22 protein-coding genes are annotated in these 25,223 nt (G+C 54.8%); 9 read left to right on the top strand and 13 right to left on the bottom strand.

All coding sequences use genetic code 11. From position 1 onward, the window contains the following. Positions 1–118: 118 nt before the first annotated feature. Positions 119–940 carry an alpha/beta fold hydrolase gene (locus tag SC206_RS08420; RefSeq protein WP_332736087.1) on the bottom strand — a complete coding sequence of 274 codons (822 nt, stop codon included), beginning with the start codon at positions 938–940 and terminating at the stop codon, positions 119–121. A gap of 549 nt (positions 941–1,489) precedes the next feature. Then, a complete protein-coding gene (locus SC206_RS08425) occupies positions 1,490–2,404 on the bottom strand; it encodes a LysR family transcriptional regulator (RefSeq protein ID WP_332736089.1) in 915 nt (304 codons plus the stop codon). A 197-nt stretch (positions 2,405–2,601) separates the two neighbouring features. Between SC206_RS08425 and SC206_RS08430 the strand changes: the two genes are divergently transcribed. Genes SC206_RS08430 through SC206_RS08445 form a run of 4 tightly spaced genes read left to right on the top strand, consistent with a single transcriptional unit; the run spans position 2,602 to position 7,052 of the window. Next, complete coding sequence (locus tag SC206_RS08430) at positions 2,602–3,825, top strand: MFS transporter (RefSeq protein ID WP_332736091.1); 1,224 nt, start codon at positions 2,602–2,604, stop codon at positions 3,823–3,825. 53 nt (positions 3,826–3,878) lie between these two features. Next, positions 3,879–5,381 (top strand): amidase, encoded by a 1,503-nt coding sequence (locus SC206_RS08435; RefSeq protein WP_332736093.1) that lies wholly within the window; start codon positions 3,879–3,881, stop codon positions 5,379–5,381. 46 nt (positions 5,382–5,427) lie between these two features. Further along, positions 5,428–5,781, top strand: a complete 354-nt coding sequence (locus SC206_RS08440; protein ID WP_332736094.1) for a RidA family protein — start codon at positions 5,428–5,430, stop codon at positions 5,779–5,781. A gap of 20 nt (positions 5,782–5,801) precedes the next feature. Next, positions 5,802–7,052 carry an NAD(P)/FAD-dependent oxidoreductase gene (locus SC206_RS08445; RefSeq protein WP_332736096.1) on the top strand — a complete coding sequence of 417 codons (1,251 nt, stop codon included), beginning with the start codon at positions 5,802–5,804 and terminating at the stop codon, positions 7,050–7,052. Here the strand turns inward: SC206_RS08445 and SC206_RS08450 are convergent. The 11 genes from SC206_RS08450 to SC206_RS08500 form a co-directional block, all read right to left on the bottom strand. Next, positions 7,030–7,554, bottom strand: coding sequence for a GNAT family N-acetyltransferase (locus SC206_RS08450; protein ID WP_332736098.1), 525 nt, complete (start codon positions 7,552–7,554; stop codon positions 7,030–7,032). The genes SC206_RS08445 and SC206_RS08450 overlap by 23 nt on opposite strands. Positions 7,555–7,556: 2 nt before the next feature. Next, positions 7,557–7,850 carry a type II toxin-antitoxin system TacA family antitoxin gene (locus SC206_RS08455; RefSeq protein ID WP_332736385.1) on the bottom strand — a complete coding sequence of 98 codons (294 nt, stop codon included), beginning with the start codon at positions 7,848–7,850 and terminating at the stop codon, positions 7,557–7,559. Positions 7,851–8,177: 327 nt separating this feature from the next. Then, positions 8,178–9,533 (bottom strand): MmgE/PrpD family protein, encoded by a 1,356-nt coding sequence (locus SC206_RS08460; RefSeq protein ID WP_332736100.1) that lies wholly within the window; start codon positions 9,531–9,533, stop codon positions 8,178–8,180. Between the two features lie 23 nt (positions 9,534–9,556). Next, a complete protein-coding gene (locus SC206_RS08465; protein WP_332736102.1) occupies positions 9,557–10,492 on the bottom strand; it encodes a serine hydrolase domain-containing protein in 936 nt (311 codons plus the stop codon). 16 nt (positions 10,493–10,508) lie between these two features. After that, positions 10,509–11,246, bottom strand: coding sequence for an ABC transporter ATP-binding protein (locus SC206_RS08470; RefSeq protein ID WP_332736387.1), 738 nt, complete (start codon positions 11,244–11,246; stop codon positions 10,509–10,511). A 77-nt stretch (positions 11,247–11,323) separates the two neighbouring features. Further along, positions 11,324–12,211: an ABC transporter ATP-binding protein gene (locus SC206_RS08475; RefSeq protein ID WP_332736104.1), complete on the bottom strand. Its 888-nt coding sequence runs from the start codon at positions 12,209–12,211 to the stop codon at positions 11,324–11,326. Beyond that, positions 12,204–13,139, bottom strand: a complete 936-nt coding sequence (locus SC206_RS08480) for an ABC transporter permease (RefSeq protein WP_332736106.1) — start codon at positions 13,137–13,139, stop codon at positions 12,204–12,206. The genes SC206_RS08475 and SC206_RS08480 overlap by 8 nt, the downstream gene beginning before the upstream one ends. Next, positions 13,136–14,218, bottom strand: coding sequence for an ABC transporter permease (locus tag SC206_RS08485; RefSeq protein WP_332736108.1), 1,083 nt, complete (start codon positions 14,216–14,218; stop codon positions 13,136–13,138). Before SC206_RS08485 ends, SC206_RS08480 begins: the two co-directional genes overlap by 4 nt. 30 nt (positions 14,219–14,248) lie before the next feature. After that, on the bottom strand, positions 14,249–15,874 hold the full coding sequence (locus SC206_RS08490) for an ABC transporter substrate-binding protein (protein WP_332736110.1): 1,626 nt from the start codon (positions 15,872–15,874) through the stop codon (positions 14,249–14,251). After that, positions 15,874–17,325, bottom strand: coding sequence for a M20 family metallopeptidase (locus SC206_RS08495; RefSeq protein ID WP_332736112.1), 1,452 nt, complete (start codon positions 17,323–17,325; stop codon positions 15,874–15,876). Before SC206_RS08495 ends, SC206_RS08490 begins: the two co-directional genes overlap by 1 nt. 247 nt (positions 17,326–17,572) lie before the next feature. Further along, on the bottom strand, positions 17,573–18,502 hold the full coding sequence (locus SC206_RS08500) for a LysR family transcriptional regulator (RefSeq protein ID WP_332736114.1): 930 nt from the start codon (positions 18,500–18,502) through the stop codon (positions 17,573–17,575). A gap of 826 nt (positions 18,503–19,328) precedes the next feature. On the opposite strand from SC206_RS08500, the gene dppA reads away from it, so the two are divergent. From dppA to dppF, 5 genes are all read left to right on the top strand, one after another. Then, positions 19,329–20,936 (top strand): dipeptide ABC transporter periplasmic-binding protein DppA, encoded by a 1,608-nt coding sequence (gene dppA, locus SC206_RS08505; RefSeq protein WP_332736116.1) that lies wholly within the window; start codon positions 19,329–19,331, stop codon positions 20,934–20,936. Between the two features lie 144 nt (positions 20,937–21,080). Further along, positions 21,081–22,100 (top strand): dipeptide ABC transporter permease DppB, encoded by a 1,020-nt coding sequence (dppB, locus tag SC206_RS08510; RefSeq protein ID WP_332736118.1) that lies wholly within the window; start codon positions 21,081–21,083, stop codon positions 22,098–22,100. A 10-nt stretch (positions 22,101–22,110) separates the two neighbouring features. Further along, positions 22,111–23,025, top strand: coding sequence for a dipeptide ABC transporter permease DppC (dppC, locus tag SC206_RS08515; RefSeq protein WP_332736120.1), 915 nt, complete (start codon positions 22,111–22,113; stop codon positions 23,023–23,025). A gap of 10 nt (positions 23,026–23,035) precedes the next feature. After that, the gene (gene dppD / locus SC206_RS08520) at positions 23,036–24,076 is read left to right on the top strand and encodes a dipeptide ABC transporter ATP-binding protein (protein WP_332736123.1); all 1,041 of its coding nucleotides are present in this window, start codon (positions 23,036–23,038) and stop codon (positions 24,074–24,076) included. After that, the gene (gene dppF / locus SC206_RS08525; protein ID WP_332736125.1) at positions 24,066–25,118 is read left to right on the top strand and encodes a dipeptide ABC transporter ATP-binding subunit DppF; all 1,053 of its coding nucleotides are present in this window, start codon (positions 24,066–24,068) and stop codon (positions 25,116–25,118) included. The genes dppD and dppF overlap by 11 nt, the downstream gene beginning before the upstream one ends. Positions 25,119–25,223 lie beyond the last annotated feature (105 nt).

Below are 25,223 nucleotides of genomic sequence, written 5' to 3' on the forward strand. Positions count from 1 at the left end.
GCCTAGCAGCCATGATTTTGCCTGCCAGTCGAAGAGGGCGGATTAGGAGGATTCGGACCGCGGCCCATAAAAATGGGAGCCCGAAGGCTCCCAACGAGGAAAATAAAGCTAAAGAGAGTTATGCAGCGAAATGATTAGTTAGAATTCCATACAGATGTTGAGAGGCAGTGCGGTTTTCCATATCCAGGAAATGTCCGGCCTGAGGCACAGTGGCAAACTCACAATTTTCAATGTGGTTGGCAATGTGTCTGATATCTTCTGCGGTGGTGTATTCGTCAAGATCGCCATTAATGAACACTAATGGGGTTTTGATATTGTGGAAAATATCGATGTAATCTTCTTCTTTAAGACGGCTTATCTGGTCGATATGGAAACTCGCCTGACGATAAGTGTCGTGATCAAGACTACTGATGTGATGATGGTTGGCACGCTTGAGGATTGAAGGCAGATATTTGCCCACCTCATTATTGAGCAGGGTCGCGACTTCGTCATTACGACCTTCGTCCAGCAGCTGTTTTGCGCGAGAAATATACATTTCCATCGCTGGTGTTACACGCGTCGAGAACGATGTCACCACGGCTTTAAGCACGGAAGATGGCTGCGACGCCAACGCCATTAATGTTGCCAGACCACCCCATGAAACTGACAGCAAATATTCAGGCTTATACAGTTCAATAAGGTGTTTAAGAATTTCGACTTCTTCGGCCTTTGGAATAGGTCGGGTCAGCGTATTATGCTCTCGTGAACCGCCAATAAATGGCAAATCAAAGAGGATAACGTTTACCTTGTCTTTCAAATTACGTACGCAGTTACGAAACGCCAAGGTAGTGGAAAGTGCCCCGTTGACACAGATAACGGTCTCTTTCACGTCAGGATAAATATACTTCTCGATATAGACACGCCAATCACCGACATGTACTACTTCTGATTCTGGTTTCATAAAACCCCCTCCTCTGTTAAGTCAACACCGTCAATGCAACGACCAAAAATGCTTCCCTGAATATAAAGACAAAAAATTAGGCTAATATGAACGTTTGACTACATTTTATTAAAATAATAATGACGCAGCGTTATCGTTATTTGAGTCAATACGATCCGTGAGCCTCAGGGTATAAAAAAATCACCCAAAAGCCTTATAAATTATGATGTTATAAGTGCGTCAGCCAGGCACTAAAAAAATAGTATTATTATACGGGAGTGATGTCCACAGAGAATGAACGGGCAGACGCCAAGAATAAACAGATAATTTGGATTATAGGAAGTAATCGGGAGATTGCAATATTGTTAATAGATAAAAAAAGCATATGAAAGGAATAAGGGGAATTAATTTTATTGTATGGAAATGCGCTGGCATAACGATATTTTATTTTCGGATTTCTCTTAGTAAATATAAAATTTTGTTTTTTAACTTTAGCAAAAATAATGAATTAATTTCTCCTCCCATAACGCTTCTAATTTAATCAGCTTCATGTTAATCAACCGTGTCATGTCAATCAACCGTGTGTTGCAGCCGCGCTTTCAGCAAATCAACAAAACTTGATACTGCTTTTGGCAATGTTCGCCCTGCCAAAGTATGCAATTCCATATTAAGAGAGTTCATATCACGATCAGAAATTGGAATAGCCAGCAGATTATAGGCCTGAAGATAATGACGTACCAATAATTCGGTCGAAAAGATGATTCCCCCATTCAAACTCGCGAAGGAAAGCAGCGAAATCATTGAGGTGGTGGTGAAAGTAGGTTCGATAAATAACCCCTGTCGACTGCAACAGGCGTCTATTACGCTACGCATCATAATTTCACGCGTTGGCATGCCGAGCGAATAACCGGCCAGCTGCGAAAGGCGCAAACTCTGACGATTTGCCAGCGGATGAGACTGACTCATTACGGCAAAGATTGGCGCGCTGCGACGGCACTGCACGTTAATATTGGGTTCCGGCGTTTGGCTGAAGGTCAGGCCAATATCCGTTTCGCCTTCCAGAAGGCGACGGGTCACCTCTCTGGCGTTGACCACATCCAGATGAAAATGAATGCCGCTAAAACGCTCGCGAAATTCGCTAATAACACGCGGTAGAAAATCGATCGAAAATCCTGTCGTGCTGGTGATCCGCACTTCTCCTCGTCGCATTCCCTGTAATTCAATAATTTCGTTACTGACCCGTTCCGTTTCCAGCTGATTTTTAAACGCGTAGGCGGCCAGCAGCTCGCCCGCCGCGCTCGGGATCATGCCGCGCTTGCGGCGTTCGAATAGCGTGGTGTTTAAACTGGCTTCTAATCCGCTGATTTGTCTACTTATTGCCGAACCGGCCACGTTGAGCCTTATCGCCGCTTCACTGATTGATCCACAGCGCACCACTTCAAGAAAATAACGAATGGCCGTGTCCTGAAGAATGCGAGCGCTCATAGAAAAGTCCTCAAAGTTTGCCGTTTCGGCAATGAAGTCTGCAAAAAGTTGAACTGGAAGTATGGGTGAGCGCTGGATAGGATGCAATTAGCCGATAACAGGCCGCTTCTATATAAAAATCTACGTATCAAAACTTTGGCTCGACTTTCGAATGATAAAAACGGGTTCTTCTTTCATCCTGCGCGGAGAAAATGAACATGGTAGACGCGATAATTGGCAAAGCAGCAAAGGACAATAAATTTTGGGTGCTCGGATTGCTCTACACCGCCTGGTGTATCGCTTTTATTGATCGAGTCGTACTCAGTCTCGGCTCACCGGTCATTGCGAAAGAGCTCAACCTCTCGCCCACCGAAATCGGCATGGTTTTAAGTATTTTTTATTTTGGATTCTGGCTGATGCAGTTGCCGGGCGGCTGGTTGGCTGACCGTTTTGGATCCAAGCCGATCATTATGATCGGTATCGGCTGCTGGTCACTGTTCACCTTGTTTACCGGCATGGCCTGGTCGCTCGGCGCGCTGTTAGTGATTCGTTTACTTTTCGGCGTGGGTGAGGGCATTTTCCCTTCGGCATCGGTCAAAGGCGTCACCGAAAATTTCCGTCTTGAAGACAAGCCCAAAGTTTCCTCTTTCCTGATGTCGTCCAACTACATCGGCAGCATGCTGGCACCGTTATTAATTGCACCGCTGCTGATTCATTTCGGTTGGCGTCACGTGTTTATGATGATTGGCGGGCTGGGCATCGCCTTCGTGCTGGTCTACGGGCTGACCGTGCGCCCGAAAGAAAGCGGCACCGAGGTTCAACAGCGCATGAACGGTGCCGATTTACGCGAGCTGCTAAAAAAACCGCTTATGTGGAAACTGGCCGCCGTCTGGTTCGGGTTAAGCCTCATCAACAAAGGCCTCGACAGCTGGATGCCAATTTACCTGATGACCGAACGCGGACTAAACCTCAAGGCCGTTGGCGTGCTGCTACCCATTCCCTATTTGATGGCCGGTATTGCGACGATGATCGGCGGCTGGGTGATGATCAAATTCTTTGACGGCAAAGAGAAATATATGCTGATGATGAGCGCGGCGTTGACCGCATTTTTCCTCTATTTCATGTACAGCGCCCAGTCGATTTCCGCCGTTATCGCGGCGCAGGCCTGCGTCTATTTCTTCAAATCTTTCGTCTTTGCCGTGGCCATCGCGCTGCCCACTAAAATGCTGGCCGAGAAAATGATGGGCACGGGAATCGGCATGATTAATTTTGGCGGTCAGGCGGCAGGTTTTGTCGCCCCGCTGGTCATCGGCGTCCTGGTGCAACATTACAGCTATTCCGCCGCCTTTATTTTCCTGATGATCGCCGCCGCGTCATCGGTTGTTATCAGCATGACGCTGCGCACGCCAACCAGCCAGCAAATTAAAGCGACGCGCGGATAAGCGTTGAAAATTGGCCGCTGACTTAAAAAACTTTTTGAACAAGGAGAGAGGACATGACCGATCTTTGCGACCTATCTGCGACAGAAGCGCGCCGTCTGATTGGACAGAAAAAAATTTCGCCGGTCGAGCTGACGGAAAGCTGTATTCAGCGCATCGAGCAGGTGAATCCGGCGATTAACGCCGTGGTGGCGCATGATTTTGACGCCGCACGACATCATGCTCGACAGCAGGAACAGGCCGTGGCGCGCGGTGAAGATTTAGGTCCGCTGCACGGATTGCCGCTGGGGGTCAAAGATATGATCGACGCCGCCGGTTTACCGACCAGCTGCGGCAGCCTGTCGCGCAAAAATTTTATTCCCGAAAAAGATGAGCGTCTGGTGCGCGTGCTTCGCGAAGCCGGTGCCAACGTGCTGGGCAAAACCAACGTGCCGGAATGGGGGGCGGGCGGCAATTCGCGCAATCCGGTTTACGGCACCACGGGTAATCCGTTTGATACGACTAAATCAGCGGCGGGCTCGTCGGGCGGCTCGGCAGCGGGCCTTGCCAGCGGCATGTTCCCGATTGCCACCGGCTCAGATACCGGCGGCTCGCTGCGAAATCCGGCGGCCTTCAACGGCGTAGTCGGTTTTCGCCCAACGGCTGGCCTAATTCCCGCCGAAAAACGCGGCACGGCATGGCTGCAAATCTCGACGTTAGGCCCGATGGCGCGCACGGTGGAAGATGTCGCAACATTATTTAGCGTGATGATGGGCGAGGATAAAAGCGATCCGCTGGCGCATACTGTTCATGGCCGCACGATGCGTCAGACCAGCGAATTTACGCCGATTGCGCCGCTGGACCTCTCCGCCCAGCGCGTGGCGTTAACCACCGATTTCGGCTTTGCGCCGACGGAAACGGGCGTCGCCGAGACCTTTATCGACAAAACCAACCGATTTAAGCAGGGTTTTAAACGTGCGGAATTCGCGACGCCAGACTGTAGCGGCACCGACGAAGCGTTCGAAAAAATCCGTTCACTGATGTTTTTGACCGGCACGCGGGAGCTTTATCAGCGCGACCCAAGTCAGGTTGGCGAAAACGTGCGGCTCAACGTGGAAGAGGGATTACGCTACACGGCGCAGGATATTGCGCACGGCCTCGACCTGCAAACGCAGATTTATCGCCGCTGGCAGACCTTCTTTGATGACTACGATTTTATGCTGTCGCCATCGGTGACCATCAGCCCGCGGCCGTGGACCGAGCTTTATCCGAAGGAGATTAACGGCCAGGCGACGCGCACCTATTATCATTGGCTGGCGCTGGCCTATGCCTCGACGATTGCCGGTTTGCCGTCGATTTCCCTGCCGGTCGGCGTCGATCAATACGGTATGCCTTTTGGGCTGCAAATTATCGGCCCGCGCGGCAGTGATGTCGGGCTGCTGCGCATGGCGTACGCGCTTCAGGAGCAGTTGAAAGGCGATCGAGCGACCTCGCGTCCGGTGCCCAATATCGCCGCGCTGAAACAGGCGCGCCCGATTGCGGAAATGGCGGATTTCTTTTTACCTACAGGTTCCCGTTAACGATAAGAAAGCCGTCTCATATCTCTTTAACTTTTGGAATCCGATTATGACTAACCCTGTTACTCTGCCTTTCTCGCCGATTCGCATCATTGACGGCGTGGCCTATTTATCCGGTGAAGTGCCGTTCGAAGCCGACGGCAGCTTTGCAGAAAGTATTACCCAACAAACTGACACCATGCTCGGGCGCGTCAAGGCGCGTCTGGAAGAGAACGGAATCAGAATGCGCGACGTGTTTTCCTGCACCGTGTATTTGACCGATAAAGCCTATTTTGCCGAGTTTAATCAGGCATACGCTCGCTGGTTTAGCGCGCCATTGCCGGTCAGAACCACCGTCTGCGCCGGAATGATGGTTGACGGCGCGGCGATGGAAATCAGCGTGATCGCCCGCGTTCCGGCCTAATTTTTTTGGAGTTTACTGGCATGAAATACGACGTTTTGGTGTTGGGCGCGGGCATGGTTGGCGTGAGTTGCGCGCTGCATTTGCAGGCGAAAGGGCGCTCGGTGGCGTTATTTGATCGTCAGGCCGCCGGGCTGGAAACCTCTTTTGGCAATGCCGGCATTATCCAGCGCGAAGCCGTGCGGCCCTATGCTTTTCCGCGCGCCCTGTCGGTTATTGCCGGAGCTGCTACCAATCGTCGTTTTGACGTTCGTTATCATGCCTTAGCCTTGCCGCGCGTGGCGGGACCGCTGCTGCGTTATTTCAACCATTCGGCTGCAACGCCTTATCAAAAGATTTCCGCCGACTATGCGTCGATGATTGCGCTGTCGATAGAAAGCCACGACGAGCTGATCCGCGCGGCGCAGGCGGAATCACTGGTGAAAAAGCAGGGCTGGCTGATGCTGATGCGCAGCGAAAAAAATCTCGCGGCCGCCTTTGCCGAGGCTGATATTTTGCAGCTGGAAAACGGCGTAAATCATCAAAAACTTAATCGACAACAGCTGGCCGCGCTGGAACCCGGGATCGCCAACGATCAACTGGCGGGCGCGGTGCATTGGACCGATCCCTGGACGCTGCGCAGTCCCGGCGATCTGGTGCTGGCCTACGCCGATCTCTTTAGCCAACGCGGCGGCGAAATGCTGCTTGGCGATGCGCTTTCGCTGGAAAAACAGGCCGAAGGCTGGCAGGTGCGCACGCAAAGTGGCGAGACAGTGACGGCAAAAGAGGTGGTGATCGCGCTCGGCCCGTGGAGCACGCGGCTGACCGAACGTTTTGGGTTCGCACCGCCGCTGTTCGTGAAGCGGGGATATCACATGCATTACGCGACGCTGGCCGACAGAAAGCTCGAACATTGGGTGCTGGATGAAGAGCGCGGATATCTGGTCGCGCCGATGAAAAACGGGCTACGACTAACGACCGGCGCAGAGTTGGCGCTGGTGGAGAGTCCGTCGACGCCGACGCAATTAGTAGATTTGGAACCTATAGCGCGCGATTTACTGCCCTTGGGCGATCGCGTTGACGCCGAGCCGTGGAAGGGCGCGCGTCCATGCATGCCGGACATGAAACCGGTGATTGGCGCCGTGCCGGGCGTCGAGGGAATGTGGTGCGCCTTCGGTCACGGCCATCAGGGCTTCACGCTCGGCCCCGCCACCGGTCAACTGCTCGCCAGCCTCATGACCCACGAAACCCCACAGATCGCCATGCAACCTTTTAGCCCGGCAAGACGGTTTTAAACGAGGAGTAGCCTAGGTTGGATCGTAATGATGTTAGTGTTGCCATTAACGTTAAAGGCTCGAAAGGTGATGACTGAAAGCCAAGCCGCTGATAAAAATCTTTCACTTTATCGTCTAAGGCATGAATGACCAGCGCACGGATACCAATATTATCTGCTGCGTTAAGCACGCGGAGCACTGCATCACGTACTAATGCTTTGCCTATGCCCTTTCTGTTAGAAGTATGATCAACGGCAAGGCGTGCTAGAAAAACTACGGGTACCGGGTTAGGCATATTGCGCTTTACGCTGCCTGTTGAGGAGGAGCTGGTTACGCCCCCGGCAGCCAAAGCATAAAAAGCGACGACTTTGCCGCTATCACAAACGACGAATGTCCGTGAAGCACCGCTTATTTGGTTGCCCTTAGCACGTTTCACTAGCCACTCATTAAGATTTGGTTCACCACAATCAAATTCACTGAGCCGATGCTGCTCATTAAGTGGGACTGGCACGTCCAATGTCATGACTATTTATCCCAAGGTGCTGGAGTTTGCAACGTCCGACGCAGAGTTTCATTGATTTGCGCAGGACTATCCAATTCCGCGATAAATGCGGCATAGGACTCGGGATTAATCATTAATACTGTCTGATCCAAAAGCGCGAGCTGCGCTGCAGATTTTGCAGCTTCGAGAATAAAATCAGTGCGATTTTTACCTTTAATTTGTGCAGCGCGATCAATTAAATCCCTATCTTCAGCACGAATTCTAAGGTTTAGCGATTCTCGCTTACTTGCTGGCCTTTGAGAATTAGGTGTTGGCATCATTTTGGCCTCTGGTAGGAAAGCCACACAGTAACAGGGTGTAATGTCATTGTCATTACAGTATTGTTTATTATGTGTACTAAACAGTAGGTTTGAATCTTGCTGATATCTACATTTTTCTCTTAATAGATACAAACGCGTACCGAGGTTTATTTCGTTTGTTATTTCTGTAACGCGTACTTGTCTTTGAGACGCGCGCCTCGTTAAAGCTTGGCGTAAGTTTTTCATGTAATCCTCTTTTAAAACAGTAAATTACTTAAATAAATTTACGCCGTAGTTTATAAAATCTCGTGGTTTTGTACTCTCATCAAACGCTCAATAGGTTATTTATTCACCCATCATCTCATTCAAAAACGTTAAATCCTGCTGTTCGTCGAGGCGGGAGAGTTGCGTGAAAATCGTGTGGGCGGAAGGTAATGACGCGCAGCAGTCGACAAACTTTTGCAGGCGATCGGCGGGGGTGAAAGGTTCGATGAGAGAGCCTTTTGCCAGCTTGCGTTCGGCTTCCAGCACGCGGCCATCTTTCAACGTCACGGTGACGCGATGCGCCAGACGCTCGCCGGGCGGCGTATCTTTTTCCTGTTCGGCGCGGTAAGCCTGCATTGAAATACGCGCTAAACGAACCGGATCGGCAAGCGCGGCGACGCGGGCGGGCGTAAAATCATTGACGCCCAGCGCGCCGTTTCGCAGCAGCGTGTCGACGCAGTAATTCATTGAAAATCGGGCCTGCATCTCATCTTCCGGCACGACATACGCGAGATTGCGCTGATTGGCGATGCCGACCAACGTGGCGACGCTGACCACCTCTTCATCACTAAAATCATGCTGCGCGCGGATATCCAGCAGCGCGTCGATAATCATGTGGGTCGAGCCGCAGCACGGATGACGTTTCGGCATCACGCCAACGGTTTCGATCACATGTTTTTGCGTCGCCAAAATAGATTCACAGTCCCAACCCGACGGCGAATCACCACCGAAAAGTTCTAAAAATCCCTGCGGGGCTTCGAGAATATCGAGCCGACCGAGCATGCCCTGTTCGGCGAGTCGCGCGGCGTCAATGGCGTTGCGCGCTGCCCAACCGGCGTGCAGCGGTTTGATCGGCGTGCCAAATTGTCCTTTGGTGCCGGAGGCAAAACTCACGGCGTTACTCAGCGCGCGCGCAATGCCCGCCGCATCGAGGCCCAATAACCACGCCACGCCCGCCGCCGTGCCGATACAGCCGACAGTCGAGGTGCCGTGCCAGCCCGCCGTGTAATGTGAAGGCCCCACGCCCCAGCCGACAAAAGCCTGCGCCTGCAAACCTATCAAATACGCATCAATTAACTGACGGCCGCTGGCGTTGATTTCATCGGCAACGGCTAATAATGCCGGGACCAGCACCGCCGAGGCGTGGCTCATGCCGGGTTGGAAATTATCATCGTAATCAATAGCATGTGCCGCCGTGGCATTCAACAAGGCGGCAATGGCCGCGGGTGCCTTGCCGCCGCCTATTACACGCGCGCCTGCGCCGTCGTTGAGATAACCGGCAAACGCGTGCCGCACCGTCTGGCTCGAAAAATCCGCTTTTCCGGCATACAGACAGGCCAGCGTGTCGGTAATCGCCAGCCGCGCGAGTTCGCGGGTCTGCGGGCTAAAAGTGTGCTGCTGACGACTCCAGTCGGCAATGGCTTGAATGGCATTCATTGGGGATTCTCCGGCAGTGCTGATCAGGAAAGTAACAGGTCGAGAAGTCGACCGAATTGAAATCGGTTAACGCTGCGCTCGGGGATATCGGTGTTCACGCGATGAATGACCACGGCGTCGAGCGCGGGCATCACAAGGCAGTAATGTCCGCCCGCGCCATAGGCAAAAAAGCTGCCGATGGGCAATTCGCAGCCAGGAAAGGCGATGCCCTGCCGCGCCAGCCACCACATGTAGCCATAAGCGCCGCGATCGCCCGCGTCGGAATAGGGCATCAGGCTGCGGCGAACCCAGCTGGCGGGCAAAATTTGTTGGCCATTCCAGCCTCCATTTTGCAGATAAAGCTGGCCGAAACGGGCTAAATCGCGGGTCGACAGTCGAAACGGATAGGCCGCGTGGCGAGATTTTTCGCCGGTTTCGAGCCAGCCGTCGCGCCGCTCTGGGTCGTAGCGAAAATCTTCCATGCCGAGCGGTTGTGCAATCTGCTCAAGAAAAGCCTGATGAATATCCAACCCGGTAAGCTGGCGATAAGCCGTGCCCAACGCGTTGAAATCCCAATTGTTATAGCTCCAATGACAGCCCGGCGGCTGGCTGTGGCGAGGCGGTTTGATGCGCGTCATCCACGGCGTTTCATAGTGCGCGGGGTGAAAAATCCCCGATCGTGCAATCAGTAGATCGTACAGCGTGGCACTGCGTTCGACCTCGCTGAGCGGGTCGTGATCGTCGATATCCAGCTCGGCCAGCGTTAGCGAAAGGTCGATATTGCCCTGCGCGACCTGAATGCCAATCAGCGCGCTGAGAAAGCTTTTGCGCATCGAATGGCAGAGAAAACGCTGCTGCATATCGCCGTATTCGAACAGGTTTTTGCCGCCCTGAATCACCAGCAAAGCATCACAATGGCTGCGATCGCACAGGCGCAGCAACCCTTCCCATCCGTCGCGGGGCATCAAAGGTTGAGTCATGAGTAAAGTTCCAAAGCTAGTGGCTGCTCGCCGCCAAAAATTGCTGCGTATAAGGCTGGGTCGCCGCGCCGCGTCGAATTTCATCGGCGGTCAACTCTTCCAGCAGTTTTCCCTGATGCATAATCGCCACCCTATCGCAGAGATGCGCAACCACCGCGAGGTCGTGCGTGACCATCAAATAGGTCAAATTACGCTGACGACGCAGCGTTTTCAGCAGGTTGAGGATTTCGGCCTGCACCGAAACATCGAGCGCGGAGGTCGGTTCATCGAGCAGCAACACCTGCGGCTCGATAATCAACGCGCGGGCGAGGGCCACGCGCTGTCGCTGGCCGCCCGAAAGCTGGTGCGGATAACGATAACGAAACGCGTCGCTGAGCCCGAGCGACGTCAACACCTCGCTGATCCGCTCCTCGCGGCGGTCCATGCCGTGAATCACCAACGGCTCGAGCAGCGTGTGATAGACCATTTTACGCGGATGCAGCGAGGCGTACGGGTCCTGAAACACCATCTGAATCTGCCGATAATAGTCTTTGTCGCGCTGCGGATGCTGCTCGCGGTTCTGATACAAAATCGCGCCGTCATAGTGGGTATTTTGCCCGGTTAGCGTGCGTAGAATCGTCGATTTTCCACAGCCGGATTCGCCAATCAGCCCGTAGCTTTCACCGCGCGCGATATTTAGCGAAACCTTATCGACCACCAGACGCCGCTTGTGGCCCTTGCCAAAGGCAATGCTGAGATCGACAGTTTCAATCATCCGGTCGGCGGCGAGCGGCGCATTTTTCAACGGATCATTTTGCAGCTCTTTATCTTTCGATTCTGTAGGCGACAGCGTCATACGGCTTCTCCATAGCGATAAACGGGGCCGGTAAGCCAAGCGGGATCGCGGGCAGGAATCGCCAGCATATCAACCGGATGATGCAGGTCGGGCTGGCTGGCGAGCAGGGCGCGGGTGTAAGGATGTTTCGCCAGATGCAGCTGGTCGGCGGCGATCTCTTCGAGAATTCTGCCGGCGTACATCACCAGCGCGCGGTCGCAAAAGCTCGATACCAGACTGAGATCGTGGGTGATAAACAGCAGGCCGGTTTTACGGCGTTCAAGCAGCGAGTCGAGCACGTTCAATACTTGCTGGCGCACGGTGACGTCGAGCGCTGAGGTGGGTTCGTCGGCGATGATCAAATCCGGTTCGGGAATTAACATCATCGCAATCATGATGCGCTGGCCCATGCCGCCAGAAATTTCGTGCGGATAAAGGGCAAACACGCGCTGCGGGTCGCGAATATTCACCGCCTCCAGCATCAGCAGCGCCTTGGCCCGCGCCTCTTTTTCACTGACATTAAAGTGAATACGATAGGCTTCGGTAATTTGATGGCCGACGCGCATCAGCGGATTCAGCGAGAATTTCGGATCCTGCATGATCATTGAAATCCTTTTGCCGCGAATTTTGCGCATTTCACGTTCCGAGCAGGCTAAAAGATCCAACTCGCCAAACCGCATTTTCCCCGCCGTCACTGTCGCGCCGCGCGGCGTCAATTTGAGCAGCGAACGGCCAGTTAAAGATTTGCCGGAACCCGATTCGCCGACGATGGCGACTTTTTCACGGCCGACAGAAAAGGAAATATTGCGCACGGCGTGATGGTCTTGTCGATGGCCTTTAAACACCACGTTTAAATTCTCGACCTCGAGCAGCTTCTCATTTTCATCGAAAGAGGAATTAATCATGGCGCAGATCCAGTACGTCGCGCAGGCCGTCGCCGAACAGGTTGAAAGCCAGGCTGGTGAGAAGAATCGACAGGCCCGGGATCGCGGCAATCGTCCAGTTGGTCATCATAAATTGCCGCCCCGATGAGAGCATCGCGCCCCATTCCGGGCTCGGTGCCTGCGCGCCAAGGCCCAAAAAGCCAAGCCCCGAGGCGGTGAGAATAATGCCCGCCATGTTCAGCGTCAGGCGCACCACCACCGACGGCAGGCACATCGGAATAATGTGGCGCAAAATAATGCGCAGCGACGAAGCGCCCTGTAATCGCACCGCCGCGACGTAATCCATCTTGCGAATCGACAGCGCTTCGGCCCTCGCCAGACGCGCAATAGGCGGCCACGCGGAGAGCGAAATCGCAATAATGGCGTTTTCAATGCCGGGGCCGAGCGCGGCGACAAAACCGAGCGCCAGAATCAGGCTCGGGAAGGCGAGAAAAATATCGACCACGCGCATTAAAATCGTGTCGGTCCAGCCGCCGACCGTGCCCGCAATCGTGCCGACCAGCAGGCCGATCGGCCCGACAATCAGCGCGCTCAGGCAGGTGATGTAGAGCGTAATGCGCGCGCCATAAATCAGCCGGCTGAAAATGTCGCGGCCTAATTCGTCGGTGCCGAGCCAGTATTCGCGGCTCGGCGCGGCCAGTCGAATTTGCAGGTCCTGAGCAAAAATATTATGGGTGGCAATCCACGGCGCAAAAATCGCGGCAAAGGCAATGATCAGGATGACGATTAGCCCAAACATCGCCGACGTATTGCGGCGAAAGCGTCGCCACTGGCCGAGACTTTGCTGCACCCGCGCCTGCCACGGCGTGGCGGGAAACGGCTCATCCAGCCAGTTGCGCAGCGAGCCGCGTGGAGCGTGCTCAGCAGGTGTTTTCACGGAATCGGTCATGATTGCTCCTGTCGGGTGCGGGGATCGAAAATGCGATAAAGCAGGTCGCAGATGAGGTTCAGCATCACGAAAATTACCCCAATCAGCAGCGAACAGCCCACCACGGCGTTCATGTCACCGGCCAGCATGGCGTTGGTGAGATAGCGGCCAAAACCGGGCCATGCAAACACCGTTTCGGTTAACACCGCGCCTTCGAGAAGGAAGGCGTAAGAGAGCGCGACAACCGTCACCACCTGCACCGCCACGTTGCGAAACGCGTGGATCCACACGCTGCGCGCCCATGACAGCCCTTTTACCCGGGCGGTAATGACATATTCCTGCGACAGCTGTTCAATCATAAAGCTGCGGGTCATGCGGCTGATGTAGGAAAGGCCGCTGAGGCCGAGAATCGAGGCGGGCAAAATCAGGTGGCTGAACACGTTGCGAAACGCCTCCCAGTTTCCTGCAATCGCCGTGTCGATCAGATAAAAGCCGGTGACTTTGTGGACGTCGAATTCATACATAAAATCGATGCGTCCGGGTCCGCCAATCCAGCCCAGCGCGGCGTAAAACAGCACTAATCCCATCAATCCGAGCCAAAAGTTGGGCGCGGAATGGCCGAGCAGGCCGATAAAACGAATGCAGTGATCGAACCAGGTATTGCGATACATGGCCGACAGCACGCCCGCCGGAATGCCCAGCGAGGTGCCGATAAGCGCCGCCAGCGTGGCAAGTTCGAGCGTGGCCGGAAATACGCGGGCGATGTCTTCGCTTACCGGATGGCCGGTGGTCAGCGAGGTGCCGAAATCCAGCATGCAGACGTGTTTCAGGTAGATCAAAAACTGCTCCCACAGCGGCTTGTCGAGACCGAGCAGAACATACATTTTTTGATAGGCTTCCTGACTGGCGTTATCGCCCAGCACCGATACCACTGGATCGATAGGCAGCAGCCGACCAATAAAGAAGGTCAGTGCCGCCAATCCGAGCAGCGTTACGGCGACAGAAACCAGCAGTTTAGCCAGCGCGGCGGCGTGTTCTGCCACCCTGACTCCGAGTGTTTCAGCGGGCTGCGCGCCCGCCGTGGGTTCAATCAGCGACATCGGATCTCCTCCATCATGACCACAAAAAGCTTACTTCGAGGCGGCGGCGTAATAGACGCGGAACCCGTTCCAGGTCCAGTCTTTCACGCTTTTGCTCAGCCCGGCGGTGTTGTACATCTGGAACATAATGGCGAACGGGCCTTGCTGCATCTGCTCTTCCTGAAGTGTGTGGTAAAGCGCGATACGTTTTTGCTCGTCCGGTTCCAGCAGGGCCTGATCGACCTTTTTGTTCATCGCGGGATCAAAATAGGAGGCGCGCCAGCTCGGATACTGGGTTTTCTTGGCCTCTTTGCTGTTGTCGGGATTAGAGACCAGTCGCGAGGCGTTGCCGTAGGCGTCGGGCACGGAAGTCTGCCAGGCCATCATCGCGCTCTGGAATTCACGCCCGCGCACGCGGCTAAACAGCTGGGCGTTTGCCATGCTTTCGATCGACAGTTTGACCCCGACTTTGGCAGCGTTTTCCTGCGTATTCTGCGCGATAGGCGCGGAGTGCGGCAGCGTGCCGATAAAGACTTTAGCCGAGAAGCCATTTGGATAACCCGCCTCGGTCAGCAGCTGTTTTGCCTTAACCAAGTCGAGTTTGAAGGGCTGTCCTTTGTCTTTATCCAGCGCACCAAAGGCGCCGAGCTGGGCAAAACTGGCGCGTGGCACGCCGAGATAAGGCATGACCGTAGAAGCAAGCCCCTGATAATCAATCAGATAACGCATCGCCAGCCGCACTTTCTCATTCTTGAAAATCGGGTCTTCAGCGTTCATGGTCCAGAAGAACAGCTGCGGTTTCAGCACTTTCTGGACGTTTACCTGACCGCTTTTATCGAGATCTCGCAGGTCGTCAGGGGCCAAATCGCGGGCAATATCGACGTCGCCCTGCGTCAGCAACAGGCGTTGCGTACCGGTTTCGGCCACGTGACGAATCAAAATTCGTTTTAACTTCGGCTTGGTGCCGTAGTAATTTTCATTCGCCTGCAACACCAGCCCTTCGCCCGCGTTCCAGCGCACCAGCTGATAAGCGCCGATGCAGGCGGTGTGAGTGGTCAGATATTTATTGCCCATGTCATTGCCGACAACATTTTTCTCGATTAACGCTTTATCGAGGGTGATCGCGACATCATTGGCGGCGATCGCCTGCAAGATAAGGTTGGTCGGATAAGGCTTGTCGAGCTTCATCACCAGCGTGTCGGCGTCGGGCGCGGTAATGCGCTCCATCACGTTATCTTTGGTAAAACCGTATTCGGTCAGGGTGGCGGAGTTGCCAAAGCCGAGCAGCACCACGCGCTGCATCGACCACGCCAAATCCTGCGCGCTGCCTTTATTGCCCGACGGGAAGACCAATCCGCTGTTCAAATGAAAGGTAATCGTTTGGCGATCGGCGGAGACGTCCCAGCTTTTCGCCAGCGAAGGAATGACTTTCGACTCATCTTTGGGATCAAAATCGACCAGCGTGTCACAGGTATTTTTAATCAGCTCGTTAGTCACCACCTCGCCGATTTGCGCGGGGTCGAAAGTACTGATGGCATCAATGTTCCACGCCATGACGAGGGAGTCGGCGGGCGTGGCGGCCTGTGCCGCGAGAGGCAGCGCGCCGCCTGCCAACGTCAGCGCAATCAGCGAGTTAAGAAGATTTTTTCTGCCGGCAAACTTTGGGTTGTAAGTCATCAAGCTGATTCCTCCGACGGACGTGGTTGAAGCGGAGGCGAAACCTCGGCGGGAATAGGGCAGGCGTAAGGCGTTTCGGCGGTCAGCTCGTAATGCGCGGTTTTGGCGCGGGCGAGCAGCACTTTGTCGGTCAGCGTATCGATGGCGGTGGCGGCCATGATTTTCGCCACGTAAGCCAGACCTTTATGCGCGGCGGGCATTTTTCCCTGCGCGGTCAATTGCCACGAATGGCCGGGCGTGCCGATAGCATAAGTTGGCACGTGAGCCTGCACGGTCGGGATTTTCCAGCTGATATCGCCGACGTCGGTGGAGCCGAGCATCAGCTCGCCCGAGGCTTCGAGCGGCACGATAAATTCGCACAGCGGCGAGGCCTGCTGCGGTTTTTTGATGCCGATACGGCGATAGGCGCTGCCGATATCTTCAGGGCTTAGCGTAGCCTGAATTTCGGCGGCGAAGGCTTTGTCGGCCTCGTCAAACTCCAGCGGGCCGAGCAGCTCGAAGTTTTGCTGCATCGCCTGTTCCAGCGGTTCGTTGCCGAGCAGGTTGGCGACGGCGCTCATGATGCTGATATCGACAGTAGTTTCGGTCATCATCGCCGCGCCGTTGGCGACCTTTTTGACCCGTTCGTTAAGGGCAAACATGGCGTGAACGTCGCGGGAACGAATGGCGTAACGCACCGCCGCGCGGGCCTGCACCACGTTTGGCGCGATACCGCCGGAGTCGAGCATCGCGTAGTGAATGCGCGAGTCGGCGGGCACGTGTTCACGCAAATAGTTGACGCCGACGTTCATCAACTCGACGGCATCGAGGGCGCTGCGACCCAGATGTGGCGCGGCGGCGGCGTGGGAGGCGCGGCCATGGAAGACAAAATCCATGCGCGTATTGGCAAGAGATTCGGCGCGCGCCACCTCGCTAAAGGCCGACGGATGCCAGGTGATGGCAATATCGACGTCGTCAAACGCGCCCGCACGGGCCATAAAGGATTTCGCCGCGCCGCCTTCTTCGGCAGGGCAGCCGTAATAACGCACGCGGCCCGGCGTGCCGGTTTCCGCTAACCAATCTTTCAGCGCGGTGGCTGCCAGCATCGCGGCGGAGCCCAGCAAATTGTGTCCGCAGCCGTGGCCGTGACCATTGCCCGGCAAGGCTTCCTGACGCGCCAAACCGGCCACCTGACTGAGTCCCGGCAGCGCGTCGTATTCACCCAGAATCGCGATAATCGGCCCGCCGTGACCGGCTTCACCCATCACCGCCGTCGGAATATCGGCGACGTTTTCCGTTACCGTGAAACCCTGCTCTTTCAGCATCGCCGTGTGCTCGGCCACCGAACGGTATTCGGTGTAGCAAATTTCCGGCATGCCCCAGACTCTGTCGCTCAGGGCAGTAAACAGGGCTTTCTTGGCATCGACCAAACTCCAGACCAACTCTTTTTGCTGCGCAGATTCACTTTTCAACGTGGACTCCTTGTTACGGCATCGAGGGCGGAAAAAAAGGCTTTCGAGCAGAATGTGTGCAGAACGGGCAAAGGTCCAATGAGAGTTTGGGATGCCTCATTCCGAAATGGCATAGTTTGCAATGTGCCAACGGGATCCATGCAAAAACGGCATAGTTAGGGCGAGCTGGGGGAGAGGGCGAGGTGAAAACAAGAGTTGAAAAATAAAAGGTGAAAAAGGAAAGGTCCGGCCCGCAGGCCGGAAAAAATCAGGCGACGGCCTGAGCGTGCAGCTGGGTGGCGTGCAGTTTTCGCGCTTTGTTCCACAGGTTTTCGGCCTGAATATTACGCGATTTTTCAGGCCGATAGAGACGAATAGTGGTTTGAATATCCCAGCTACGATCGCCTGCGCGAGTCAGCGCGCCGCTGGCCAGCTCGGCCTTGATCAGGCTGGTGGGCAGCCACGACACGCCGCAGCCGGAAATCGTCATCGCCTTGAGGCCGCTGGACATCGGATTCTCGTAAATCGGTTTTAACGGCAGCGGTCGCGCGGCAAAGAGAGCACTCAACGCGTGGCCGAAGAACGATCGGTTGCCGTAGCTAAGAAACGGCGTCGGCATGCCGCGCTCGACAATCGGGTAGAGCGGATTGCCGTCGCTGTCGGGCGCGCAAACCGCCATCGCCCGCTCTTTCCCGAGCTCTATATAAGGAAAGCGTTCCAGCTGTTTCATCAGCGCGACCGAATCGTGAGTGTAAGTCAGCAGAAAATCGGTTTTGCCGTCGAGCAGCAGCGCAATGTTGCCTGCAAAAGAGGGCGGGTGATCCGACAGGCGAATGCAACCGCACTGATGCGTCGGGTCGACCTTGTTGATCCAGTCGGGGAAAAAGGTCTGCGCCAGCGTATTTAGCGAGGCGAAATGGAGAATCGAGCTTTTCTGCCCGTGGCGATCGCGCAGCTCGCCCCGCAATTGGGTCAGCGAAAAGACCATTTCGGAGGCGGTGGTCAGAAATTCCTGGCCTTCGGGCGTAAGACGAATGGGATAGGTTTTGCGATCAAACAGCGGCACGCCCAACCACTCTTCCAACTGCTTGATTCGTCGACTTAATGCCGACTGGGTAATGTTGCGTTCGCTGGCCGCACGGGTAAAGCTGAAACAGTGCGAGACGCTAAGAAAATCTTCAAACCACTTCAATTCCATATGACAAACCCCTGACAAGTGATGGCGACATGTCTACTGGAGAAAAGCTGCGGGAGAGATGAGCTCCGAGAGCAAAGTATGCGTTTTACCGCACAGAACTTTTTGGAAGGAAAAACGATGCAACAAGCGCGCCAACGTTGAAATAATCAGTTACATTCTCGCAGGCCCGTGCTGTATGCCTTTTAAGCGAAAATTTCAAAATTGAGCCGTTTTTGTTCTCGCCTCGACGCACCGATTTAGTGCATTCGCACATCTTTCAACCAGAAATGTTTATTTCGCCAGTGAATTAAGCGCGTTTCGTCGCACTCTTTCGAGGTATGTGCCAGCATTTTACCCTGCCATTGGCCTAAATTTTTAAAATTTCCACGCGGAAAAACTCCCTCCCGCATGAAATTTTTAGACTTTTTACGTGGAGTAATGCACTGGTTAAATTTTGTTAACCGGTGTTATCTCCTGTGTTAAGGCTTTATGTCTAAATATTAACCTTGTAAACAACAATTCACCGTTTTTTTATGTTTGTTTGTTGTATCTCACACTCTTTGTAAAAGCTTGCCCGCCATATTGACGACGCCTGAGAGAGTTGCGAAATTGAACGGAACAGGAATGACCAGAGGATGAGTCAGGGAATTATTTACACCCTCTTTTGGTGCAAATGCTTTCTCAAAAAATGTCTCTGTTGGCGTCGGTCATACGTCTGAAATTCACTTCTGCAGCTATCCGACACACGCCTTTACCCGTCAATAAAAAATAAAGGGTAAGGCGAGCTGAACCACAACACACAACCACATCACCTTAATTTTCACGATAAAAAAATGGAGCAAAAGCGATGAGAATCTCCTTGGGTAAATCAGGCCTGCTGAAATTCAGTTTGGGTTTGATTGCGCTGACCGTGGCGGCAAGCGTGCAGGCCAAGACGCTGGTCTATTGTTCTGAAGGCTCACCGGAAGGCTTTAACCCGCAGCTCTTCACCTCGGGTACCACGTACGATGCCAGCTCCGTGCCTATCTATAACCGTCTGGTCGAGTTCAAAATCGGCACCACCGAAATTCAGCCGGGTCTGGCCGAAAAGTGGGACGTGAGCGCCGACGGCAAAACTTACACTTTCCACCTGCGTTCGGGCGTGAAGTGGCAGTCGAGCAAAGACTTCAAGCCTTCGCGCGATTTTAATGCCGACGACGTGCTCTTCTCCTTCAATCGTCAGAAAGATACCGCCAACCCGTTCCATAAAGTGTCGGGCGGCAACTATGAATACTTCGACGGCATGGGCATGGGCGATCTGATCAGCAAAATCGTCAAGGTTGATGACCACACCGTACAGTTCGTGTTGAACCATCCTGAGTCACCGTTCCTGGCCGATATGGCGATGGATTTTGCTTCCATCCTCTCTTCCGAATACGCCGACAACATGATGAAAGCCGGCACGCCGGAGAAAATCGACCTGAACCCGATCGGCACCGGCCCGTTCCAGATGATGCAGTACCAGAAAGACTCGCGCATTCTGTATACCGCGTTTAAAGGCTTCTGGGGCACCAAGCCGAAGCTGGATCGCCTGGTGTTCTCCATCACGCCGGATGCCTCCGTGCGTTACGCCAAGTTGCAGAAAAACGAATGTCAGGTGATGCCGTATCCAAACCCGGCTGACATCGCGGCAATGAAAAAAGATGACAAAATCAACCTGATGCAAGAGCCGGGTCTGAACGTCGGTTATCTGTCGTTTAATACCGAGAAGAAACCGCTGGATAACGTCAAGGTGCGTCAGGCATTGACCATGGCGGTAAACAAGCAGGCCATTATTGATGCGGTGTATCAGGGCGCAGGACAAGCGGCGAAAAACCTGATCCCGCCGACCATGTGGGGCTACAACAACGACGTTAAGGATTACCCTTACGATCCTGAAAAAGCCAAGGCGCTGTTGAAAGAAGCGGGCATGCCGGACGGTTTCTCTATCGACCTGTGGGCAATGCCGGTTCAACGTCCTTACAACCCGAACGCGCGTCGCATGGCCGAAATGATTCAGGCTGACTGGTCAAAAATTGGCGTGAAAGCCAACATCGTGACCTACGAGTGGGGCGAATATCTGAAGCGTGCGAAGAGCGGAGAACACCAAACCGTGATGATGGGCTGGACCGGCGACAATGGGGACCCAGACAACTTCTTCGCGACGCTGTTTAGCTGTCAGGCCGCGAAAGATGGCTCCAACTATTCAAGATGGTGTTACAAGCCGTTTGAAGACGTGATTCAGCCTGCACGTGCCGAGCCGGACCACGACAAACGTATCGCGCTGTACAAACAGGCTCAGGTGATTATGCATGACCAGGCACCCGCCCTGATCATCGCCAACTCCACCGTTTATGAACCTGTGCGTAAAGAAGTGACCGGCTATGTGGTTGATCCACTGGGCAAACATCACTTCGAAAACGTCGACATTAAATAAGTGCCTAAACAGTAAACAGTAAATAAGTACAACATCAGTGTCGTTTCAGGCTTTGAAAGATGTAAATCGTTAAAAGCAATGTGAGCCAACAATAAGCCCGGCGCGCTACGGTTCGCCGGGCATTTTACACAGAGAGTACGGGATATGCTGCAGTTCATACTCCGACGTTTGGGGTTAGTCATCCCAACGTTTATCGGCATTACTTTGCTGACCTTCGCCTTCGTGCACCTCATCCCCGGCGACCCCGTGACCATTATGGCGGGTGAACGCGGTGTGTCTCCCGAGCGTCACGCTCAGCTGATGTCAGAAATGGGGCTGGACAAGCCGCTCTATCAACAATATTTCCACTATGTGAACGGCGTGCTGCACGGTGATTTGGGCATGTCGTTGAGCAGTCATACGCCGGTGTGGCACGAGTTTCTCCCTCGTTTCGAAGCCACGCTCGAGCTGGGTATCTGCGCGATGATCTTCGCGGTGCTGGTCGGTATTCCGGTTGGCGTGCTGGCAGCGGTGAAGCGCGGTTCGATTTTCGACCACACGGCGGTCGGGATTTCACTGACCGGCTATTCGATGCCGATTTTCTGGTGGGGGATCATGCTGGTGATGCTGGTCTCGGTGCACTGGAATTTGACCCCCGTTTCGGGGCGAATCAGCGACACGGTGTTCCTCGATGACAGCCTGCCGCTAACCGGCTTTACCCTGATAGACACGTTGATTTGGGGCGAACCGGGCGATTTCAAAGATGCCGTGATGCACATGATCCTGCCTGCCATCGTGCTGGGCACTATTCCGCTGGCGGTTATCGTGCGCATGACGCGCTCTTCGATGCTGGAAGTGCTGGGCGAAGATTATATTCGCACCGCGCGCGCCAAAGGGGTGAGCCGGATGCGAGTGATTGTGGTACACGCGCTGCGAAACGCGATGCTGCCGGTCGTGACGGTGATTGGCTTGCAGGTCGGCACGCTGCTGGGTGGCGCAATCCTGACGGAAACCATCTTCTCGTGGCCCGGCGTCGGACGCTGGCTGATCGAAGCGTTGCAACGCCGCGACTATCCGGTGGTGCAGGGCGGCGTGTTGCTGGTCGCCACGCTGATTATCCTGGTCAACCTGTTGGTCGACGTGCTTTACGGCATCGTCAATCCGCGTATTCGTCACAAGAAATAAGAGGCGCACAATGACTCAAGTTACTGAACCTGTCGCCGGTGAACTGATCACGGGCGCACCGACGCCTATGCCGCCAATGCGCGAGTTTTGGCACTATTTCAAGCGTAACAAAGGCGCCGTTACGGGGCTGGTTTACATCATCATCATGTTGGTGCTGGCGATTGGCGCCAACGTGCTGGCCCCACACGGGCCGGCCGAGCAGTTCCGCGATGCGTTGCTGCGTCCGCCGGTGTGGATGGAGGGCGGCAGCTGGAAATTCCTGCTGGGAACCGACGATGTTGGCCGCGATATTTTAACCCGCTTAATGTATGGCGCGCGGCTCTCGCTGCTCGTCGGGTGTTTAGTCGTCGTGTTATCGCTGATTTTCGGTGTGATCTTCGGCCTGTTTGCCGGGTATTACGGCGGCGTAGTCGACGCGATTATCATGCGCGTGGTCGATATCATGCTGGCGTTGCCGAGCCTGCTGCTGGCGCTGGTGCTGGTGGCGATTTTCGGCCCGTCGATAGTGAACGCCTCGCTCGCCCTAACCTTTGTCGCGCTGCCGCACTATGTGCGTCTAACGCGCGCGGCGGTGCTGGTCGAGGTCAATCGAGATTACGTCACCGCTTCTCGCGTGGCGGGTGCCAGCTCGACGCGGCAGATGTTCGTCAATATCCTGCCGAACTGCCTTGCGCCGCTGATCGTGCAGGCGTCGCTTGGATTTTCCAACGCCATTCTTGATATGGCGGCTCTCGGCTTCCTCGGCATGGGCGCTCAGCCGCCAACGCCGGAGTGGGGCACCATGCTGTCCGATGTGTTGCAGTTCGCGCAAAGCGCCTGGTGGGTCGTGACCTTCCCGGGCGTGGTTATTCTGCTGACAGTTTTGGCATTCAACCTGATGGGAGATGGCCTGCGCGACGCCCTCGACCCGAAACTCAAGCAGTAAGGGGCGAGAGATGGAAACCACATTACATAAAGAAGAGTCGTTGATTAACGAAGTGCCGGTCGGCAAAACGCTGCTGACCGTCGACAAGCTGTCGGTCCATTTTGGCAGCGAAGGCACGCCTTTCCGCGCCGTAGACCGGATCAGTTATACCGTGAAGCAGGGTGAAGTCGTGGGCATCGTGGGCGAATCGGGCTCGGGGAAATCCGTCAGTTCATTGGCATTGATGGGGCTTATCGATTTCCCGGGCAAAGTCATGGCCGACAAGCTGGAGTTTGGCGGGCAAAATCTACAGGGCATCAGCGAAAAACAGCGTCGACAAATCGTCGGCTCTGAAGTGGCGATGATTTTCCAGGACCCGATGACTAGCCTCAACCCGTGCTACACCGTCGGATTCCAGATCATGGAAGCCATCAAGGTGCATCAGGGCGGCAATAAAAAGACCCGCCGTCAGCGCACGATTGACCTGCTGAATCTGGTCGGTATTCCTGACCCGGCCTCGCGTCTGGACGTTTATCCGCACCAGCTTTCCGGCGGGATGAGCCAGCGCGTGATGATTGCCATGGCGATCGCCTGCCGTCCAAAACTGCTGATTGCCGACGAGCCGACCACCGCGCTCGACGTAACGATTCAGGCGCAGATTATCGAGCTGCTGCTGGATCTACAGCAGAAAGAGCACATGGCGCTGATGCTGATCACCCACGATTTGGCGCTGGTGGCCGAGGCCGCGCATCACATCATCGTGATGTACGCCGGTCAGGTGGTCGAAACGGGCGAATCGCACGAGATTTTCCGCACGCCTCGTCATCCTTACACGCAGGCGCTGCTGCGATCGCTGCCGGAGTTTTCAACCGACAAGGCGAGATTGCAGTCACTGCCGGGCGTGGTGCCGGGTAAATATGATCGTCCAACCGGCTGTTTGCTGAATCCGCGCTGCCCGTACGCCACCGATCGCTGCCGTAAAGAAGAGCCTGCCCTGCAAGGTATGCCGGGCCGCCAGTCCAAATGTCATTATCCGCTGGATGATGCCGGGAGACCAACCTATGACGCTTAATCATCCCGTTGAAGCTATTAAAACTAACGGCGTAACGCCTTCCGTAGGCGGGCAGCCGCTGTTAAAGGCTATCGACCTGAAAAAACACTACGCGGTAAAAGGCGGACTGTTTAAACCCGATCGCACGGTCAAGGCGCTGGACGGCGTCTCTTTCGAGCTTGAGCGCGGCAAAACGCTGGCGGTGGTGGGCGAATCGGGCTGCGGTAAATCGACGCTGGGCCGTTTGTTAACCATGATTGAAGTGCCGAGCCACGGCGAGCTCTATTATCAGGGGCAGGATCTGCTGAAACCCGACGTCACCGCCGAAAAGCTGCGTCGTCAGAAAATCCAGATTGTGTTCCAGAACCCTTACGGCTCGCTGAATCCGCGCAAGAAAGTGGGGCAAATTCTCGAAGAGCCACTGCTTATCAATACCAAGCTGAGCAGCGCCGAACGACGTGAAAAAGCGCTGGCGATGATGGCGAAGGTCGGCCTGAAAACCGAGCATTACGACCGTTATCCGCACATGTTTTCGGGCGGACAGCGCCAGCGTATCGCCATCGCGCGCGGGCTGATGCTGGATCCCGACGTCGTGATCGCCGATGAGCCGGTTTCTGCGCTCGACGTGTCGGTGCGGGCGCAGGTATTGAACCTGATGATGGATTTACAGCAAGATCTCGGCCTGTCGTACGTGTTTATCTCGCACGACCTGTCGGTGGTCGAGCACATTGCCGACGAAGTGATGGTGATGTATCTCGGGCGCTGCGTGGAAAAGGGCACCAAAGAGGCGATTTTCAATAATCCGCGTCACCCTTACACGCAGGCGCTGCTGTCGGCGACGCCGAGGCTGAATCCGGACGATCGCCGCGAACGCATCAAGCTGACCGGCGAGCTGCCAAGCCCGCTGAATCCGCCTGCGGGCTGTGCATTCAACGCCCGCTGTCGTCGCGCTTTCGTGAAATGCACGCAGGTTCAGCCGCAGCTGAAGCAGTACGGTGATCAGCTGGTCGCCTGTTTTGCTGTCGATCAGGACGAGCAGGAAAAATCCGACACTCACGCCTGATTCCCGCCACGTCTCTCTGCCGGTCAGCGCAATGACCGGCATTTTCCTCGTAATTTGCCTCTTTCCTGCTGTTTTCGCTACCAATCGCGGCCATTATCCTCATTA

The organism is Rouxiella sp. T17 (genome assembly GCF_036663475.1).
In the GTDB taxonomy this organism is placed as follows: Bacteria; Pseudomonadota; Gammaproteobacteria; order Enterobacterales; family Enterobacteriaceae; genus Rouxiella.

Excerpts from the sequence above, each read along its gene's own strand:
- SC206_RS08460 (WP_332736100.1), bottom strand. The coding sequence starts at position 9,533 with ATGAATGCCATTCAAGCCATTGCCGACTGGAGTCGTCAGCAGCACACT.
- dppA (WP_332736116.1), top strand. The coding sequence starts at position 19,329 with ATGAGAATCTCCTTGGGTAAATCAGGCCTGCTGAAATTCAGTTTGGGT.
- dppC (WP_332736120.1), top strand. The coding sequence starts at position 22,111 with ATGACTCAAGTTACTGAACCTGTCGCCGGTGAACTGATCACGGGCGCA.
- SC206_RS08470 (WP_332736387.1), bottom strand. The coding sequence starts at position 11,246 with ATGATTGAAACTGTCGATCTCAGCATTGCCTTTGGCAAGGGCCACAAG.
- SC206_RS08465 (WP_332736102.1), bottom strand. The coding sequence starts at position 10,492 with ATGACTCAACCTTTGATGCCCCGCGACGGATGGGAAGGGTTGCTGCGC.
- SC206_RS08450 (WP_332736098.1), bottom strand. The coding sequence starts at position 7,554 with ATGACATTGGACGTGCCAGTCCCACTTAATGAGCAGCATCGGCTCAGT.
- SC206_RS08480 (WP_332736106.1), bottom strand. The coding sequence starts at position 13,139 with ATGACCGATTCCGTGAAAACACCTGCTGAGCACGCTCCACGCGGCTCG.
- SC206_RS08420 (WP_332736087.1), bottom strand. The coding sequence starts at position 940 with ATGAAACCAGAATCAGAAGTAGTACATGTCGGTGATTGGCGTGTCTAT.
- SC206_RS08455 (WP_332736385.1), bottom strand. The coding sequence starts at position 7,850 with ATGCCAACACCTAATTCTCAAAGGCCAGCAAGTAAGCGAGAATCGCTA.
- SC206_RS08435 (WP_332736093.1), top strand. The coding sequence starts at position 3,879 with ATGACCGATCTTTGCGACCTATCTGCGACAGAAGCGCGCCGTCTGATT.
- SC206_RS08430 (WP_332736091.1), top strand. The coding sequence starts at position 2,602 with ATGGTAGACGCGATAATTGGCAAAGCAGCAAAGGACAATAAATTTTGG.
- SC206_RS08490 (WP_332736110.1), bottom strand. The coding sequence starts at position 15,874 with ATGACTTACAACCCAAAGTTTGCCGGCAGAAAAAATCTTCTTAACTCG.
- SC206_RS08440 (WP_332736094.1), top strand. The coding sequence starts at position 5,428 with ATGACTAACCCTGTTACTCTGCCTTTCTCGCCGATTCGCATCATTGAC.
- dppD (WP_332736123.1), top strand. The coding sequence starts at position 23,036 with ATGGAAACCACATTACATAAAGAAGAGTCGTTGATTAACGAAGTGCCG.
- SC206_RS08485 (WP_332736108.1), bottom strand. The coding sequence starts at position 14,218 with ATGTCGCTGATTGAACCCACGGCGGGCGCGCAGCCCGCTGAAACACTC.
- dppB (WP_332736118.1), top strand. The coding sequence starts at position 21,081 with ATGCTGCAGTTCATACTCCGACGTTTGGGGTTAGTCATCCCAACGTTT.
- SC206_RS08445 (WP_332736096.1), top strand. The coding sequence starts at position 5,802 with ATGAAATACGACGTTTTGGTGTTGGGCGCGGGCATGGTTGGCGTGAGT.
- dppF (WP_332736125.1), top strand. The coding sequence starts at position 24,066 with ATGACGCTTAATCATCCCGTTGAAGCTATTAAAACTAACGGCGTAACG.
- SC206_RS08475 (WP_332736104.1), bottom strand. The coding sequence starts at position 12,211 with ATGATTAATTCCTCTTTCGATGAAAATGAGAAGCTGCTCGAGGTCGAG.
- SC206_RS08425 (WP_332736089.1), bottom strand. The coding sequence starts at position 2,404 with ATGAGCGCTCGCATTCTTCAGGACACGGCCATTCGTTATTTTCTTGAA.
- SC206_RS08500 (WP_332736114.1), bottom strand. The coding sequence starts at position 18,502 with ATGGAATTGAAGTGGTTTGAAGATTTTCTTAGCGTCTCGCACTGTTTC.